12 protein-coding genes are annotated in these 15,274 nt (G+C 69.1%); 2 read left to right on the forward strand and 10 right to left on the reverse strand.

The annotated features are described in order from the left end of the window. Positions 1-76 precede the first annotated feature (76 nt). From B2J89_RS01145 to B2J89_RS01165, 5 genes are all read right to left on the reverse strand, one after another. Complete coding sequence (locus B2J89_RS01145) at positions 77-556, reverse strand: arsenate reductase ArsC (RefSeq protein ID WP_169167395.1); 480 nt, start codon at positions 554-556, stop codon at positions 77-79. Between the two features lie 60 nt (positions 557-616). Further along, the gene (locus B2J89_RS01150) at positions 617-973 is read right to left on the reverse strand and encodes a helix-turn-helix transcriptional regulator (protein ID WP_169167396.1); all 357 of its coding nucleotides are present in this window, start codon (positions 971-973) and stop codon (positions 617-619) included. A 121-nt stretch (positions 974-1,094) separates the two neighbouring features. Then, on the reverse strand, positions 1,095-1,664 hold the full coding sequence (locus B2J89_RS01155; RefSeq protein WP_169167397.1) for a hypothetical protein: 570 nt from the start codon (positions 1,662-1,664) through the stop codon (positions 1,095-1,097). After that, positions 1,661-3,142 carry an RNB domain-containing ribonuclease gene (locus B2J89_RS01160; protein ID WP_169167398.1) on the reverse strand — a complete coding sequence of 494 codons (1,482 nt, stop codon included), beginning with the start codon at positions 3,140-3,142 and terminating at the stop codon, positions 1,661-1,663. Before B2J89_RS01160 ends, B2J89_RS01155 begins: the two co-directional genes overlap by 4 nt. Before the next feature lie 21 nt (positions 3,143-3,163). Next, a complete protein-coding gene (locus B2J89_RS01165; protein ID WP_169167399.1) occupies positions 3,164-4,396 on the reverse strand; it encodes an MFS transporter in 1,233 nt (410 codons plus the stop codon). A 214-nt stretch (positions 4,397-4,610) separates the two neighbouring features. Here B2J89_RS01165 and B2J89_RS01170 point away from each other — a divergent pair, with 214 nt between their 5' ends. Continuing rightward, on the forward strand, positions 4,611-7,259 hold the full coding sequence (locus tag B2J89_RS01170; RefSeq protein ID WP_169167400.1) for a cation-translocating P-type ATPase: 2,649 nt from the start codon (positions 4,611-4,613) through the stop codon (positions 7,257-7,259). Here the strand turns inward: B2J89_RS01170 and B2J89_RS01175 are convergent. Next, entirely contained in the window at positions 7,210-8,535 is a 1,326-nt protein-coding gene (locus B2J89_RS01175; RefSeq protein ID WP_169167401.1) for an MFS family transporter, read from the reverse strand. The two genes, B2J89_RS01170 and B2J89_RS01175, sit on opposite strands and share 50 nt — an antisense overlap. 253 nt (positions 8,536-8,788) lie before the next feature. On the opposite strand from B2J89_RS01175, the gene B2J89_RS01180 reads away from it, so the two are divergent. Further along, a complete protein-coding gene (locus tag B2J89_RS01180) occupies positions 8,789-9,367 on the forward strand; it encodes a lipocalin family protein (RefSeq protein WP_169167402.1) in 579 nt (192 codons plus the stop codon). Between the two features lie 71 nt (positions 9,368-9,438). Here the strand turns inward: B2J89_RS01180 and B2J89_RS01185 are convergent, their stop codons facing one another. From B2J89_RS01185 to B2J89_RS01200, 4 genes are read right to left on the reverse strand one after another with little or no spacing between them, the layout of a single operon-like run. Beyond that, positions 9,439-11,175, reverse strand: coding sequence for an ABC transporter ATP-binding protein (locus tag B2J89_RS01185; RefSeq protein ID WP_240964672.1), 1,737 nt, complete (start codon positions 11,173-11,175; stop codon positions 9,439-9,441). A gap of 11 nt (positions 11,176-11,186) precedes the next feature. Then, positions 11,187-12,362 carry an ABC transporter permease gene (locus tag B2J89_RS01190; RefSeq protein WP_206041548.1) on the reverse strand — a complete coding sequence of 392 codons (1,176 nt, stop codon included), beginning with the start codon at positions 12,360-12,362 and terminating at the stop codon, positions 11,187-11,189. Beyond that, on the reverse strand, positions 12,328-13,359 hold the full coding sequence (locus tag B2J89_RS01195; protein ID WP_169167404.1) for a microcin C ABC transporter permease YejB: 1,032 nt from the start codon (positions 13,357-13,359) through the stop codon (positions 12,328-12,330). Before B2J89_RS01195 ends, B2J89_RS01190 begins: the two co-directional genes overlap by 35 nt. A gap of 3 nt (positions 13,360-13,362) precedes the next feature. Further along, complete coding sequence (locus B2J89_RS01200; protein ID WP_169167405.1) at positions 13,363-15,219, reverse strand: extracellular solute-binding protein; 1,857 nt, start codon at positions 15,217-15,219, stop codon at positions 13,363-13,365. Between the last annotated feature and the right edge of the window lie 55 nt (positions 15,220-15,274).

Consider the following 15,274-nt stretch of genomic DNA (forward strand, 5'->3'; position numbering starts at 1 on the left):
CATTCGCACGGTTCGATCGAGCGGGAGCGTCTGGAGGCGTTGTCATGAAAAGCTTCTTCAGGAAGGGGCGTCGCGGTCAGGGCAGCAGCGTGCCGATGCGGTCCAGCGCGGCCTGGAGGCGGGCCGGCTCTTGCCGCAAACCCGCCAGCGGCAACGCCAGAAAGGCCTCGATCCGAACGCGCAGCGTGCGGTAGGCGGCCAGAAAGGCGGCATCGATCTGCGCCTCCGTGCCCGTCGCGTGTGCCGGGTCGGCCACGCCCCAGTGCGTGCGCAGCACCGGCCCCAGGTAGGCCGGGCAGGTTTCGCCGGCGGCGTTCGCGCACACCGTCACCACCACGTCGGGCACCACCGGCAGGTCGTTCCACGGCTTGCTGTGGCAGCCCTCGGCGGAAATGCCTTCGCGCGCCAGCAGCGCCAGCGCGCGCGGGTGCACCTGGCCCGTGGGCTGGCTGCCGGCGCTCGTGGCGTGCCAGCCCGCAGGCGCGAGGTGGTTGAAGGTGGCCTCGGCCAGGATGGAGCGGCAGGAGTTGCCGGTGCAAAGGAACAGGACGTTCATGGTGGAGTGGGGAAACAAGGAAATCGAGCGGGCCTGCGCCGCTGGGCAGACCGTGGGGTGTCAGGCAGCGTGGGTGGGTCCGCTGCCGCAGGACAGGCACTCCGGCACGGCCAGCCCTTCGCACAGGGCCGGCTGGCCGGCGCAGCATTCGTCGCCGAGGTACGCGATCAGGTCCACCATCAGGGCGATGTGGGCGCGGTAGCGCTGGTAGCGCCCCTCCTGCACCACCGTCAGCAGGCCCGCCTGCGTGAGCGCTTTCAAGTGGAAGGACAGATTGGTGGCTGGCAGCGCCAGCGCGGTGGCGATTTCCCCTGCCACCAGGCCTGCGGGCCCCTGCTTGACCAGCAGGCGAAAGACGTCGAGCCGCACGCCCGAGGCCAGCGATTCGAACACGGTGGTGGCAGTGGCTTTGTCCATAGGGCAATTATTCAACAATAATTGAATAGTTGCATCAATGGGCGAAAAAATTGCAGCCCCATGGCCGTGCTGGACACCGGCCGCCCCCGGCGATGTCCGCAGGGGCATCGCTGCCGGACGGTTATGCCGCGGTGTCCGCCAGCACGGTGATGGACGCAAAGCGCAGGTGGTGCATGAACTCGCGCAGGATCAGCAAGGTGGCGGCAAATTCGGGGTTGCCCGGCAGGCCTTCGAGCGCGGCGGGCCGGCCCTCGGCCACCGCGGCAAAGCGCTCGAACACCCGCTCCATGGCCTCCAGCGAAAGGGCCATGCGCGGGCCGGGCTGCACGCCGGCCCGCACGGCCACCTCGCGCACCAGGGTGTCGCCACACCACAGCGTGCAACCTGCCGGCAGCACCGCCAGCGCACGCACCACCTCGTCTTCGACGGTGGCGATGGCGTTCTCCAGCTCCAGCGGCGTGGGCGGGTTGCGCCGGAAGAAATCCTGCGCGGTTTTCTGCGCGCCCACTGCCAGGGCCAGGGTCGCTGCGGGCTCGGCGCCCGTGCCGGCCACGACCACGCTGCCCTGCGCGCCGATGTGCAGCACCGCCGCGGGCGCCCCTGCCACCATGCCGCCGCGGACGGCGCGGTAGCACGCCCGGGCCCGGTCTTCGCGGTCGGACGGCGCCGAAGGCGCGGGGGACGGGCTCATGGCGCGCGCACCTGTTCGAAATCGATGAAGCCGCGCTCGACATTCGTGCCCACCAGCTTCACGCGGATCCTTTGCCCGACATCGAGCAAAGGCTCGCCCGCCACCAGCAGGCCTTCGGCCGGTGGCGCCAAGGTGCGCACCCAGGTGGCGCTGTCGGTGCGGCCGGTGACGATGGCGTCGAACTGCTGGCCCATCAAGGGCTGCAGGTACAGTGCTGCCTCGGACTTGCGCACACTGCGCTCGACCTTTTGCGCCGCGTCTTCCTGGCGCGTGCAGTGCACGGCCAGCGCCTCCAGCTCGGCCACGCTATAGGGCGGCCGCTCCCCCGAGAGCATGGCCTTGACCATGCGCAGGCTGATGAGGTCGGGGTAGCGGCGGTTCGGCGCGGTGGAATGCGCGTAGTCGCGCACCGCCAGGCCGAAGTGGCCGATGGGCGCGCCGTGCGGCTGCTCGACCACGTATTCGCCCGAGCCCATGAGCTTGATGATGACCAGCGACAGGTCGGGAAAGCGCAGCGGATCGGCCTTGCGCTGGCGCGCCAGAAAGGCCTCGAGCGCCTGCGAGTCGGGCGTCTGGGGCAAGGTCTCCCCGTACCTGCGCGCCACCTCGACGATGCGCAGCCAGCGCTCGGGCGAGCGCACGACGCGGCGCAGGGCGGCGGCGCCGTGGTGCGCCAGGAACTGCGCCGTGCAGGTGTTGGTGGCGATCATGAACTCCTCGATGAGCTGGCGCGCGCGGTTGTGCACGGGCTGGCGCAGGTCCACCACGCGATCGCCCTCGAACACCGCGCGCGGCTGGAAGGTTTCGAGCTCCAGCGAGCCTTGCGCGCGCCGGCGTGCCCGCATGGCCTGGGCCACCGCATCCTGCGTGCGCAGCTGCGCGTCCATGCCGGGCACGGCGCGCGCGGCCTCGGGCAGCTCGCCCGCGCCCTCGACCCAGGCGGCCACGGCCTCGTAGGCCAATTGGGCCTGGTTGCGCACCAGGGCGCGGTACACCGCCGAATGGGCCACCGCGCCTTCACCGTCCACCTCCATTTCGGTCACGATGGCCAGCCGGTCCTGGTGCGGGTTGAGCGAGGTCAGGTCGGTCGACAGGCGCTCGGGCAGCATCGGAAACACCCGCGCCGAGGTGTAGACCGACGTGGTGTTGGTGTGTGCGTGCGCGTCGAGTGGCGAGCCTTTGCGGACCAGCGCATCCACGTCGGCCACCGCGACCAGAACCTTCACGGCCCCGCCCGGCAGGGGCGCGCACGCGGTGAGCTGGTCGAGGTCGCGCGAGTCGTCGTTGTCGATCGAACACCAGGGCAGCGCCGTGAGGTCGCGGATCTGGGGGTCAGCATCACGGCCCGGCCCGTGCAGGGCCTGCAGCTGTTGCAGCGCGCCTGGCGGAAATTCGGGCTCCAGGCCGCGTTCCTTCATGGCCAGGGTGGCAATGCGCACCAGATCGCTGCGGTGGTAGGTGGTAGTGGTGGTGTCCATGGCGCGATGGTAGTGGCGCCCTCAGCGTCGGCGCAAGCGCGCTGGCGCGGCGGCGGGGCGCAGGGCAGCAAAAACGGCGATGGCCGCCAGCGACAGCGCCACCGCCAGCCCGAAGGCCCAGCCCGGCGCCAGCGCCCACAGCGCCCCGGCCAGCAGCGATGCCGGCAGGTACAGGACGCCGGTGAGCGTGTTGTAGACGCCCACCGCCGTGGCGCGCCGTTCGGGCTCCAGATCGGCGATGAAGGCCTTGCTTTGCGACTCGTCAATCGCATAGAACACCCCGTAGGTGGCCAGCAAGGCCACCATCTCCCAACGGCTGCTGGCCAGCACCAGCCCCAGGTTGATGGCGGCGTAGAGCGCATAGCCGAGCACGATGACGCGGCTGCGTCCCACCCGGTCGCCCAGCCGGCCCACCCAGGGCGCGGCCACCACGCAGGTGGTGTTGAACAGCGCGTAGAGCAGCACCACGTCGGTGATGCGAAAACCCAAGTCATGGGCTTTGAGCAAGATGAAGCCCAGGCTGAAGTACGCCAGCGCAAACACCCCCGCGGGCACCAGGAAGCGCTTGAATCCAGGGCTGAGCTGCTGCCAGTTCTGCCGCACACTCTCGCGCGCATGCGGCAAGCCGGGCTGGTCCGGAGCCCATGCGAGCACCAGCACGCCGAGCACCGCCGGCACGAAGGCCACCAGGAACAGCGTGCGGTAGCTGCCGGGCGACTCGCCCAGCCACGACAGCAGCCCATAGGCCACCAGCGGCCCAAGCACGGCGCCAGACTTGTCGAGCGCTTTGTGCACGCCAAACGCATAGTCGCGCGACGCCTGGCCCGCCACGGCCGACAGCCAGGCATCGCGCGGCGGCCCGCGAAAGCCCTTGCCCAGGCGCTCCACGACACGAAAAATGGACAAGCCCAGCACCGAGGAAGACAACAGCAGGATCAGCTTAGCCAGGGTCGAAAACCCATAGCCCGCCGTGGCCAGCCATTTGCGCCGCCCGCTGCGGTCCGACAGCCAGCCGGCCAGGTAGTTGAGCGACGAGGCCGAAAAGTCCGCCAGCCCCTCGATCAGCCCGAGCAGCGCGCTCGACGCGCCCGCCACGGTGGTAAAGAACACCGCGAACACCGCAAAAATCATCTCCGAGCTCAGGTCGGTGAGAAAACTCACCAGCCCCAAGCGCAGCACGTCGGGGTGCAGGGCCGTGCGCTGTGCGGGCGTGACGGCCTCGGGCGCTGGGGGATCGCGGACTGGCTGGCTCATGGCGTACGTCCAGGGCGGGGTGGAATCAGCATTGTGCCCATCCCGGGTGCGGGCAGACTTCACTACAGAATTCATAGCAACTTGCGCTTTCTGGGCAAGCGATAGAGGCCTTTTTCACCAAAAGCTGAAGCAACGCAAGCCGTGCGCAAGAGGCCCTCCCTACACTGGAGAAACTCCGCCGCACCGTCCAACCCGACCCGCAAGGACCACCGCCATGCCCAGCTCCAAGACGTCCCCGGCCCGCCCCACCCTGCCCACACCGGACGGGCAAGGCCTGGACAGCGCCGAGGCCGCACGCCGCCTGGCGGCCGATGGCCCCAATGTGCTGCCGGGCAGCGCGCCCAAGTCCACCTGGACCATCGTGCAGGGCGTGCTCACCGAGCCCATGTTCCTGATGCTGCTGGCCGCCGGCGGCATCTACCTGGCGCTGGGCGACCGCGCCGAGGCGCTGTTCCTGCTCGGCTTCGTCTTCGTCGTGATCGGCATCACGCTGGTGCAGGAGCGCAAGACGCAGCGCGCGCTCGAATCGCTGCGCGACCTGTCGGCCCCGCGCGCGCTGGTGCTGCGCGACGGACGCGAGCAGCGCATTGCCGGGCGTGACGTGGTGCGCGGCGACCTGCTGGTGCTGCACGAGGGCGACCGCATCGCCGCCGACGCGCAGCTGCTGGACGGCCAGCTGGAGGTGGACGAATCGCTGCTCACCGGCGAAGCGGTGCCGGTGGCCAAGCTGCCGCTGGCGCCCGCATCCGGCACCGCGAACGCCGCCCCCGCATCCGTGCCCGCAGGCCCGGCTGACGGCCACGCGGTGGCGGCGCTGTTCGCCAGCACCGTGGTCACGCGCGGCGTCGGCCTGGCCCAGGTGCGCGCCACCGCTGCCCACACCGCCGTGGGCCGCATCGGCGCCGACCTGGCCGCCACCACCGAGCCGCCTTCGGCATTGCAGCAGGCCTCGCGCACGCTGGTGCGCCGGCTCGGCGCCGGCGCGCTGGTGCTGGCCAGTGCCCAGGTGCTGCTGGGCTGGTGGTGGAACGGCAGGCCGCTGCTCGAAAGCCTGCTTTCGGGCATAGCGCTCGCCATGGCCATCTTGCCCGAGGAGATCCCCGTCATCCTGACCGTGTTCCTGGCACTGGGCGCCTGGCGCATCTCGCGGCAAAAAGTGCTGACGCGGCGCATCACGGCCGTCGAGGCGCTGGGCGCGATCACCGTGCTCGCGGTCGACAAGACCGGCACGCTCACCGTCAACCGCATGGCGGTAGCGGGCCTGGCCACGGCCCAGGCGCAGTTCACGCCCGAAGGCGCGCGCGAGCTGCCCGAGGAATTCCACCGGCTGACCGAGTTCGCCATGCTGGCCACGCCGGGCGACCCGTTCGACCCGATGGAAAAGGCCATCCAGCACTTTGGCCACCAGTGGCTGGCAGGCACCGAGCATGTGCACGACGGGCGCGAACCGGAGTTCGAGTACGCGCTCTCGGGCGAGATCCTGGCGATGACGCGCGTGTTTGCGAGCGGCGGCGACGGCGAGCACCTGCTGGCCACCAAGGGCGCGCCCGAGGCCGTGGCCGACCTGTGCCACCTCGGCGCTGCGCAGCGCGATGCCATCCGCCAGCAGGTCGAGGACATGGCCGAACGCGGCCTGCGCGTGCTTGGCGTGGCGCGCGGGCGCTGGAGCGGCGCGCCCGCCGCGCCCGGCTTTGATCCGCCTTGGCCGCAAAGCCAGCACGACTTCGACTTCGAATTCCTCGGCCTGGTGGCACTGGCCGACCCACCGCGCGCCGAGGTGCCCGCCGCCCTGGCCGAATGCCGGCGCGCCGGTGTGCGCGTGGTCATGATGACGGGCGACCACCCCGCCACGGCGCGTGCCATCGCGCAGCAGGTGGGTCTGTCCGAGCGACCCGACATCATCACCGGCGCCGAGCTGGAGGCGCTGGACGACGCCGCCTTGGCAGCACGGCTGCGGCATGTGGACCTGTGCGCGCGCCTGCAGCCCCAGCACAAGCTTCGCCTGGTGCAGCGGCTGCGCGCGTCCGGCGAGGTGGTGGCCATGACCGGCGACGGCGTCAACGACGCGCCCGCGCTCAAGGCCGCCGACGTGGGCATCGCCATGGGCGAGCGCGGCACCGACGTGGCGCGCGAGGCGGCCGCTCTGGTGCTGCTCGACGACAGCTTTTCGCGCATCGTGGCCGCCATCCGCCAGGGCCGGCGCATCGACGACAACATCCGCAAAGCCGTGCGCTTCACCTTTGCCGTGCACGTTCCCATCATCGCGCTGGCGCTGGTGCCCACGCTGCTGCACTGGCCGGTGCTGCTGCTGCCGGTGCACATCGTGCTGCTGGAGCTGCTGATCGACCCGGCCTGCTCCATCGTCTTCGAGGCCGAGCCCGAAGACCCCGGCCTGATGGAACGTGCACCCCGGCCGGTGGCCGACTCGCCCTTTGCCGCTGCGCCGCTGGTGTTTTCGGTGCTGCAGGGCCTGGGCCTGGCCGCGCTGCTACTGGCCGGCCAGGCCTGGATGGTGGCGCAAGGCTGGAGCACCGAACAGGGCCGCGCCACGGTGTTCAGCACCCTGGTGCTGGGAGTGATGCTGCTGATCCTGGCCAACCGCGACCTCTCGCGCCCCGCCTGGCATGGCGTGACCGACCGCAACCCCTGGTTGTGGCGCATGGCCGCTGCCATGGCGCTGCTGCTCGTGGCGGTGCTGGGCCTGCCCTGGCTGCGCACGCTGATGGGCCTGGCCCTACCCGGCCCCGGGGGCTTGGCGGTGGGCGGTGCGCTGCTGGCCCTGTCTCTGGCGTGGCTGGAGCTGGTTCGGGCGCTTACGGGTCGGTCCGCAGGTAGCTGGCGTGGCGCGGCAGGCGCAGGCTGACCAGGAAGGCGATCACCATCATGGCCGTGACATACCAGTAAAAGCTCGATTCGTGGCCCAGCGACTTGAGCCCCAGCGCCACATATTCGGCCGATCCGCCGAAGATCGCATTGGCGATCGCGTACGCCAGCCCCACCCCCAGCGCGCGCACCTCGGGCGGAAACATCTCGGCCTTCACGATGCCGCTGATGGAGGTGTAGAAGCTCACGATGGCCAGCGCCAGCAGGATCAGCACAAACGCGGCGTACGGGTTGGTGACATGCTGCAGCGCGGTCAGGATGGGCACGGTGGCCAGCGCGCCCAGGCTGCCGAACAGCATCATGCTGGTGCGCCGGCCAATGCGATCGGACAGCGCACCGAACAGCGGCTGCATGCACATGTAGAGGAACAGGCAGGCCGTCATCACGTAGCTGGCGGTCTTGATCGACATGCCGGCCGAGTTGACCAGGTACTTCTGCATGTAGGTCGTGAAGGTATAGAAGATCAGCGAGCCGCCGGCCGTGTAGCCCAGCACCGTGAGAAAGGCCGCGCGGTGGTTGCGCAGCAGCCCGCGCACGCTGCCCGCCTCCGCGCTGGCGCGCGCCTGGGCGGTCGAAGTCTCCTTGAGCGTGCGCCGCAAAAACAGCGCCACCACGGCGGTGAGGGCGCCGATGACGAACGGAATGCGCCAGCCCCAGGCCTTCATTTCGGCCTCGCTGAGCCACTGCTGCAGCAGCACGACCGTCAGCACCGCGAGCAGTTGCCCGCCGATCAGCGTGACGTACTGGAACGACGAGAAAAAGCCGCGCTGGCCGCTCAGCGCCACCTCGCTCATGTAGGTGGCGGTGGTGCCGTATTCACCCCCGACCGACAGCCCTTGCACCAGCCGCGCGAGCAGCAGCAAGGCCGGTGCCCAGGCACCGATGCTGGCGTAGGTGGGCAAGGCAGCGATCAACAGCGAGCCGCCGCACATCATCAGTACCGACAGCACCATCGAGGTCTTGCGCCCGCGCCGGTCCGCGATGCGGCCAAAGACCCAGCCCCCGATGGGTCGCATCAGAAAGCCCGCGGCGAACACGCCCGCCGTGTTCAGCAGCTGCGCCGTGGGGTCGGACTTGGGAAAGAACGAGGGCGCGAAATAGATCGCGCAGAAGGCGTAGACATAAAAGTCGAACCACTCGACCAAGTTGCCCGACGAGGCCGCCACGATGGCAAAGACGCGCTTGCGCTTTTCCTCGTGGGTATAGCTGGGCAGGGGAGCCAATGTGGGTACGGGGGTGGCGGGAACCGTTTTCATGGCGTTTTCCGGCGAAGCGACGGTGCCAAAACCTTAGCACTTCCGGGCTGTTTCAGCGCACCAGGCCACAAACCCCTGCTTGGGGCGTGGCGCCTGCGCCGTGGCGGCTTTTGTGCTCCCCCGCCTGACACGCGCTGCCAGCGGCGGCCTACAGCAGGGACGCCGCGGGCGCCCCTACAGTGCAAGTCACACGGCCAGCGTCCCGGCACCGGCCCTGGTGCGATGGCTGTTCATTTATCCGAGGAATCTCCCGATGCGCATCCGCCCCTCCGTCCACCGCAGCCCGTGGCTGCCTGCCGCTCTCGGTTTCGCTGCGTTGCTGTCGGTGCTGGCGCTGAGCGCGTGCGCCACGTCCACGCCCGCTGGCGTGCACGCGGTCCATTTCGATGTGGACCGCTATGCCGGCCACTGGTACGAGCTGGCGCGCATCGACCACCGCTTTGAAAAAGGGTTGATCCGCACCAGCGCGCACTACAGCCGCAACGCCGACGGCACGATCGAGGTGCTCAACCGCGGCTTCGACCCGGTGCACCAGCGCTGGAAGGAGTCGGTGGGCAAGGCCCGCTTCCTGGGCGACCCGACGCAGGCCGCGCTGAAGGTGTCGTTCTTCGGCCCGTTCTATGGCGGCTACCACGTGGTGGCGCTCGACCCCGAGTACCAATGGGCCATGGTGGTGGGCTCCAGCCTCGACTATTTCTGGATCCTTTCGCGCACCCCGACGCTGCCCGAAGGCATCAAAAACCAGCTCCTGGCCAGAACACGCGCGCTGGGCGTGGACGAAAACCAGGTGCGGTGGGTGCAGCAAGACGGCGTGAACCCCACAGGGCTCTAGGCTCTGCGCACGACGTTCAGCTCTGTTTTGATAGCTTCCAGCGCTTACCCCTTCAGCGCTGGAGCCCCTTTTCACTCTAAATCAGCAGCGGCCTCTGGCACCGTGGCCGCGGCCACCAGCCGCTGCGTATACGGGTGCTGCGGCGCATCGAGCACCTGCGCAACCGGCCCGCTTTCCACCACCTCGCCCTCCTTCATCACGATGACCGCGTGCGCCATGGCGCGGATCACGTCGACGTCGTGGGTGATGAGCAGGTAGCTCAGGCCCTTCTCGCGCTGCAGCCGCTGCAGCAGGGCCAGCACCTGCTGCTGGATGGTCACGTCAAGCGCGCTGGTCGGTTCGTCGAGCACCAGCACGCGCGGCTGCACGATGAGCGCGCGCGCAATCGCCAGGCGCTGGCGCTGGCCGCCCGAGAATTCGTGCGGATAGCGCGCCAGCAGTCCCGGGTACTGGGCTTCGCTCAGGCCCACTTCCAGCAGCGCCGCCTCCACGCGCGTGCGCCGCTCGGCGCTGCCGAGGGCGCCGTCGTGCACGCGCAGGCCCTCGCCCACGATCTCTTCGACCGTGAGGCGCGGCGACAGCGACGAGAACGGGTCCTGGAACACCACCTGCACCTGCCGGCGCAGGGCCTGGTTGGCCGGGGTGTTGCGCATGGCGGGCTGCTGCCACGCCTGCCCCACCACCGTGAGTTCGCCGCCGTGCGGCAGCAGGCCCAAGATGGCCTGCGCCAGCGTCGACTTGCCCGAACCCGACTCGCCCACCACGCCCAGCGTCTGGCCCGGCAGGACCTGCAGTGCGGCGCCCTGCACGGCCACGAACTCGCCCTTGCGGAACCAGCCGCGCACGCCGGGCAGCGGCGTGGCATAGGCCACGCGCAAATCCTGGGCCCACAGCACCGGCGGCGTACCGGGCGGTGGCGCGGCCTCCACGACGTCCCGGCGCGGCTGGCTGGCGATCAGGCGGCGCGTGTAGGCGTGCTGTGGCGCGCGGAACACCTCGGCCACGCGGCCCTGCTCGACCAGCATGCCCTGCTCCATGACGGCCACGCGGTCGGCAAAGCGGCGCACCAGGTTCAGGTCGTGCGTGATGAGCAGCACGGCCATGCCGGTCTGGCGCTGCAGGTCGGACAGCAGGTCCAGAATCTGACCGCGCAGCGTCACATCGAGCGCCGTCGTCGGCTCGTCGGCCAGCAGCAGCGCGGGCTCGCTGGCCAGAGCCATGGCGATCATGGCGCGCTGGCGCTGGCCGCCGCTGAGCTGGTGCGGGAAGGCGTTGGCGCGGCGCGCAGGCTCGGGGATGCCGGTCTGCGCCAGCAGTGCGATCGCCGCCTGCGCGCACTGCTCGCCCGTCAGCGCCTTCTTCAGCTGCAACACCTCGGCGATCTGCTGCCCGATGGTCATGAGCGGGTTGAGCGCCGTCATCGGCTCCTGGAACACCATGGCGATGTCTCCGCCGCGCACGCCGCGCATCTCACGCTCTGACAAAGAGAGCAGATCGCGACCGCGCAGCATGGCTTTGCCGGTGATTCTGGCATCGCCCGCCAAACGCAACAGGCTCAGCGCCGTGACGGTCTTGCCCGAGCCCGATTCGCCCACCAGCGCGAGCTTTTCGCCGGCATGGACGGAAAAACTGACCCTGTTGACCACCGCCTTGGCGCCGAAATGCACGGCCAGGTCTTGCACCTGCAGCAAGGCGGCGGCGCCTGTTCCACCCCGCTCTGCGCCAGGGCCCACCCCGCGTGCATTGCCGATGCTGCCCGCCCCCTGGGCCATGGCTGGCATCTGCGTCCGTGCGTTAGGAGCATTCATGTAAGTTCCATTCAACGCTCGGCTTTGCGCGGGTCGAGCGCATCGCGCAGCGCATCGCCCATGAAGGTGAGCAGCAGCAGCGTGACCACGAGCACCGCAAAGGTCGACAGCGAAATCCACCATGCGTCGATGTTGTTCTTGCCCTGGCTCAGCAGCTCGCCCAGGCTCGGGGTGCCGGGCGGTACGCCCAGGCCCAGGAAGTCGAGCGAGGTCAGCGCCAGGATGGCCGCGCTCATGCGAAACGGCAGAAAGGTGACCACGGGCGTGAGGCTGTTGGGCAGGATGTGGCGCCAGATGATCTGCCCGTTGCCCACGCCCAGGGCGCGTGCGGCCTTCACGTAGTCGAGCTGGCGGTTGCGCAAAAACTCGGCGCGCACGTAGTCGGAGAGCCCCATCCAGCCGAACAGGGAGAGCAGCACCAGCAGCAGCGCAATGCTGGGCGCCAAGACGGCGCTGAAGATGATCAGCAGGTACAGCTCGGGCATCGAGCCCCAGATTTCGATGAAGCGCTGGAACGCCAGGTCGGTCTTGCCGCCAAAGAAGCCCTGGATGGCCCCCGCCACCACGCCCAGCAGCACGCCGGTGAACGTCAGCGCCAGCGCAAACAGCACGCTGACGCGAAAGCCGTAGAGCAGCTGCGCCAGCAGGTCGCGACCGCGGTCGTCCGTGCCCAGCCAGTTGTCTGGCGACGGCGCCGACGGGTTCGGCGCCTGGGCAAAGTAGTTGAGCGTGTTCGGACCGTAGGGGTTGAGGGTGTAGAGCGCCCAGTTGCGGCCCTCGGTGATGCGCTCCTTGATGAACGGGTCGAGGTAGTCGGTGGGCGTGGCGAAGTCGCCGCCGAAGGTGGTCTCGGGATAGTCCTTGAGCATCGGCCAATAGGTCTGGCCTTCGTAGCGCACGATGAGCGGCCGGTCGTTGCTCACCAGCTCGGCGCCCAGGCTCAGCAGCACCAGCGCGCAAAAAGCGATCAGGCTCCAGTAGCCGAGCCGGTTGCGCCGAAAGCGCAGCCAGGCGCGGCGGCTGGGCGACAAGGACGGCGGCGCCGACGCCACCACCGCGCCATCGCCAGAGCCCCCGCGGGTCGGGCTTGGTCCGGCCGCCAGTGGCGTCCCCGCTCCGGCGGGAAGGCGGCCATCGGCCGACTCAGGGGGGCTAATCAAACTTGACACGCGGGTCCACCCACACATAGCAAAGGTCGGAAATCAGCTTGGTGACCAGCCCGATCAGCGTGAACAGGTACAGCGTGCCCAGCACCACGGGGTAGTCGCGCCGGATCACGCTCTCGTAGCTCAGCAGGCCCAGGCCGTCGAGCGAGAACAGGGTCTCTATCAGCAGCGATCCGGCGAAGAACGCGCCAATGAAGGCCGCCGGAAAGCCCGTGATGATGGGGATCAGCGCGTTGCGGAACACATGCTTCCACAGCACCTGGCGCTCGGAGAGGCCCTTGGCGCGCGCGGTCAGCACGTACTGCTTGCGGATTTCTTCGAGGAACGCGTTCTTGGTCAGCATGGCCGTGACGGCGAAGCTGCCCAGCACCATGGCGATGATCGGCAAGGTGATGTGCCAAAGGTAGTCGACGATGCGAGCCCCCCACGAGAGCTCGTCCCAGTTGGCCGAGGTCAGCCCGCGCAGCGGAAACCATTGCAGCTGGCCGCCAAACACCACCAGCAGCGCCACGCCGAGCACAAATCCGGGAATGGCGTAGCCCACCAGAATGAGCAGCGTGGTCACCAGATCGAAGCGCGAGCCCGCGCGCACCGCCTTCGCGACGCCGAGCGGCACGGCCACGAGGTAGCTGATGAAAAAAGTCCACAGCCCCAGGCTGATCGACACCGGCAGCTTCTCGCGGATCAGCTGCCACACGTCCTTGTTCTGGAAAAAGCTGCGCCCCAGGTCGAAACGCGCGAACTGGCTAAGCATCTGCACGAAGCGCTCGGGCGCGGGCTTGTCGAAGCCGTACAGCGCCTTGATTTGCGCGAGGCGCTGCGGGTCCACGCCCTGCGCGCCGCGGTAGCTCAAGCCCCCGCCCTCGGCGCCGCCGCCGCCCGCCCCGGCCTTGGCCTCGGCCAGGTACTGCTCGACCGGCCCGCCGGGCACGAACTGCAGCACGACGAAAGTCAGCAGCAGCACGCCCAGCAGCGTGGGCAGCATCAGAAGGCAGCGCTTGAGAATATAGGCAAACATGGCTCAACCGCCCTGCCCTCTTGCGCTGGCAGCTATAGGATTGGGAGCACCCGGGCCCGGCGGCAGCTTGGCCCACCAGGTGTCGATTACCCAGCTCTCACCCGGCGAATAGGGCGGCGCCACGGCGGGCCGCACCAGGCGCCAGGCGTTGTAGACCATGCGGTGCGTGGGCGCGGTCCACTGCGGGATCAGGTAGTGGCCGTGCGCAATCGCGCGGTCGAGCGCGTGGCAGGCGGGCAGCAGCTGGGCCTCGGTCTTGGCGGCGGTCATGGCGGTGATGAAGGCGTCCACGGCCGGGCTCTTGACGCCGGCGAAATTGCCCGAGTCCTCGGTGTCGGCCGCACGGCTGCCAAACAGGTCGGCGAACTCCTGGCCGGGGTTGTTGGTGCCGCCGTAGGCGATGCTCGTGATGTCGAAGTCGAACTTCTGCAGGCGCTGCTGGTACAGCGCAAAGTCCACCGAGCGAAAGCGCAGCGTGATGCCGAGCTTTTCGAGGTTGCGCATCCACGGCGCCACGGTGCGCACGCCGCCTTCGTTGCTGTCCATGTATTCGAGCACCAGCGCCTGGCCGGCGGCGTTGCGCAGCACGCCGTCCTGCACGCTCCAGCCGGCGTCCTTCAGCAGCTGCTGGGCGCGGCGCAGGTTGCCGCGCAGGGATGCGGGCGGATCGGTGCGCGGCGGCACGGTCATGGGGCCGAAGGCGGCAGCGGGCAAGTCCTTGCGCCAGGGCTCCATCAGCGCCAGCTCCTGCGGCGACGGCAAGCCCTGCGTGTCGCAGGCGGTGTTGCCGAACAGGCCGTTCACGCGCTGGTACGAGCCATAGAACATCTGCCGGTTCATCCACTCGAAATCAACCGCCAGGCCCAGCGCTTGGCGCACGCGCACGTCCTGCAGGAGCGGGCGGCGCGTGTTGAGCACGTAGCTCTGAAATCCCGAGGGCAGCTTGTGCTGGAACTCGCCCTTGACCAGCTCGCCGGTATTGAACTTCTTGCCATTGACGCGCCGCGCCCAGTCGCCTGCGCTGAAAAACCGCATCAGGTCGAATTCGCCGGCCTTGAGTGCTTCGAGCCGCGCGGTGGCGTCCTTGTAGATCTTGACGGTGATGCGCTCGAAATTGGCCGTGCCCATGCGCACGTTCAGGCCACGCGCCCAGTAGTTCGGGTCGCGCACGTAGGTGATGTCCTTCCCAAAGCGCACCGGGCCGACACGATACGGCCCGCTGCCGATCGGCTCGTCCATCACCACCTGGTCGAAGGGCTTGGGCTGGCCGCCCTCCATGCCCCAGTCGCGGCTGAACACGGGCAGGCCGCCGACGGTGAGCGGCAGCTCGCGGTTGGGCTTCTTGAAGCGGTAGCGCACGGTGCGCTCGTCCAGCACATCGACGCCGGCGACGTCGATCAGCATCGTCTTGTAGGCCGGCGAGGTGAACGGGCCGACCAGCGTGTCGTAGCTGTACTTGACGTCCCGGGCCAGCACCGGCTTGCCGTGGTGAAAGCGTGCCTCCGGCCGCAGGCGGAAGGTGGCCGAGAGACCGTCGACCGCCACGTCCACGTCTTCGGCGAGCAGGCCGTAGCCGGTGGCGGTCTCGTCGAGCGAGCCGGTGAGCAGCGAGTCGAACATCAGCTGCGCGAGGTAGGCCGGTGCGCTGCCCTTGATGGTGAACGGGTTGTACTTGTCGAAGGTGGAGGTGCGCAGGTTGCTGACCAGGCGCAGCTCGCCACCCTTGGGGGCGTTCGCGTTGACGTAGTCGAAGTGCGCAAAACCCGCCGGGTACCGGGGCGCGCCCCACAGCGCGTACGCATGCGCCGCCCAGACCGGAACCGCACTCCCCCACAGCAAGCAAAGCAGCCAAAAACGCATGCGACAATTCTGCCCTACCCGGCTGCGCTGCCCGGTCAGATGCGCTGGCAACGGG

This window comes from Acidovorax sp. SRB_24 (assembly GCF_012931925.1).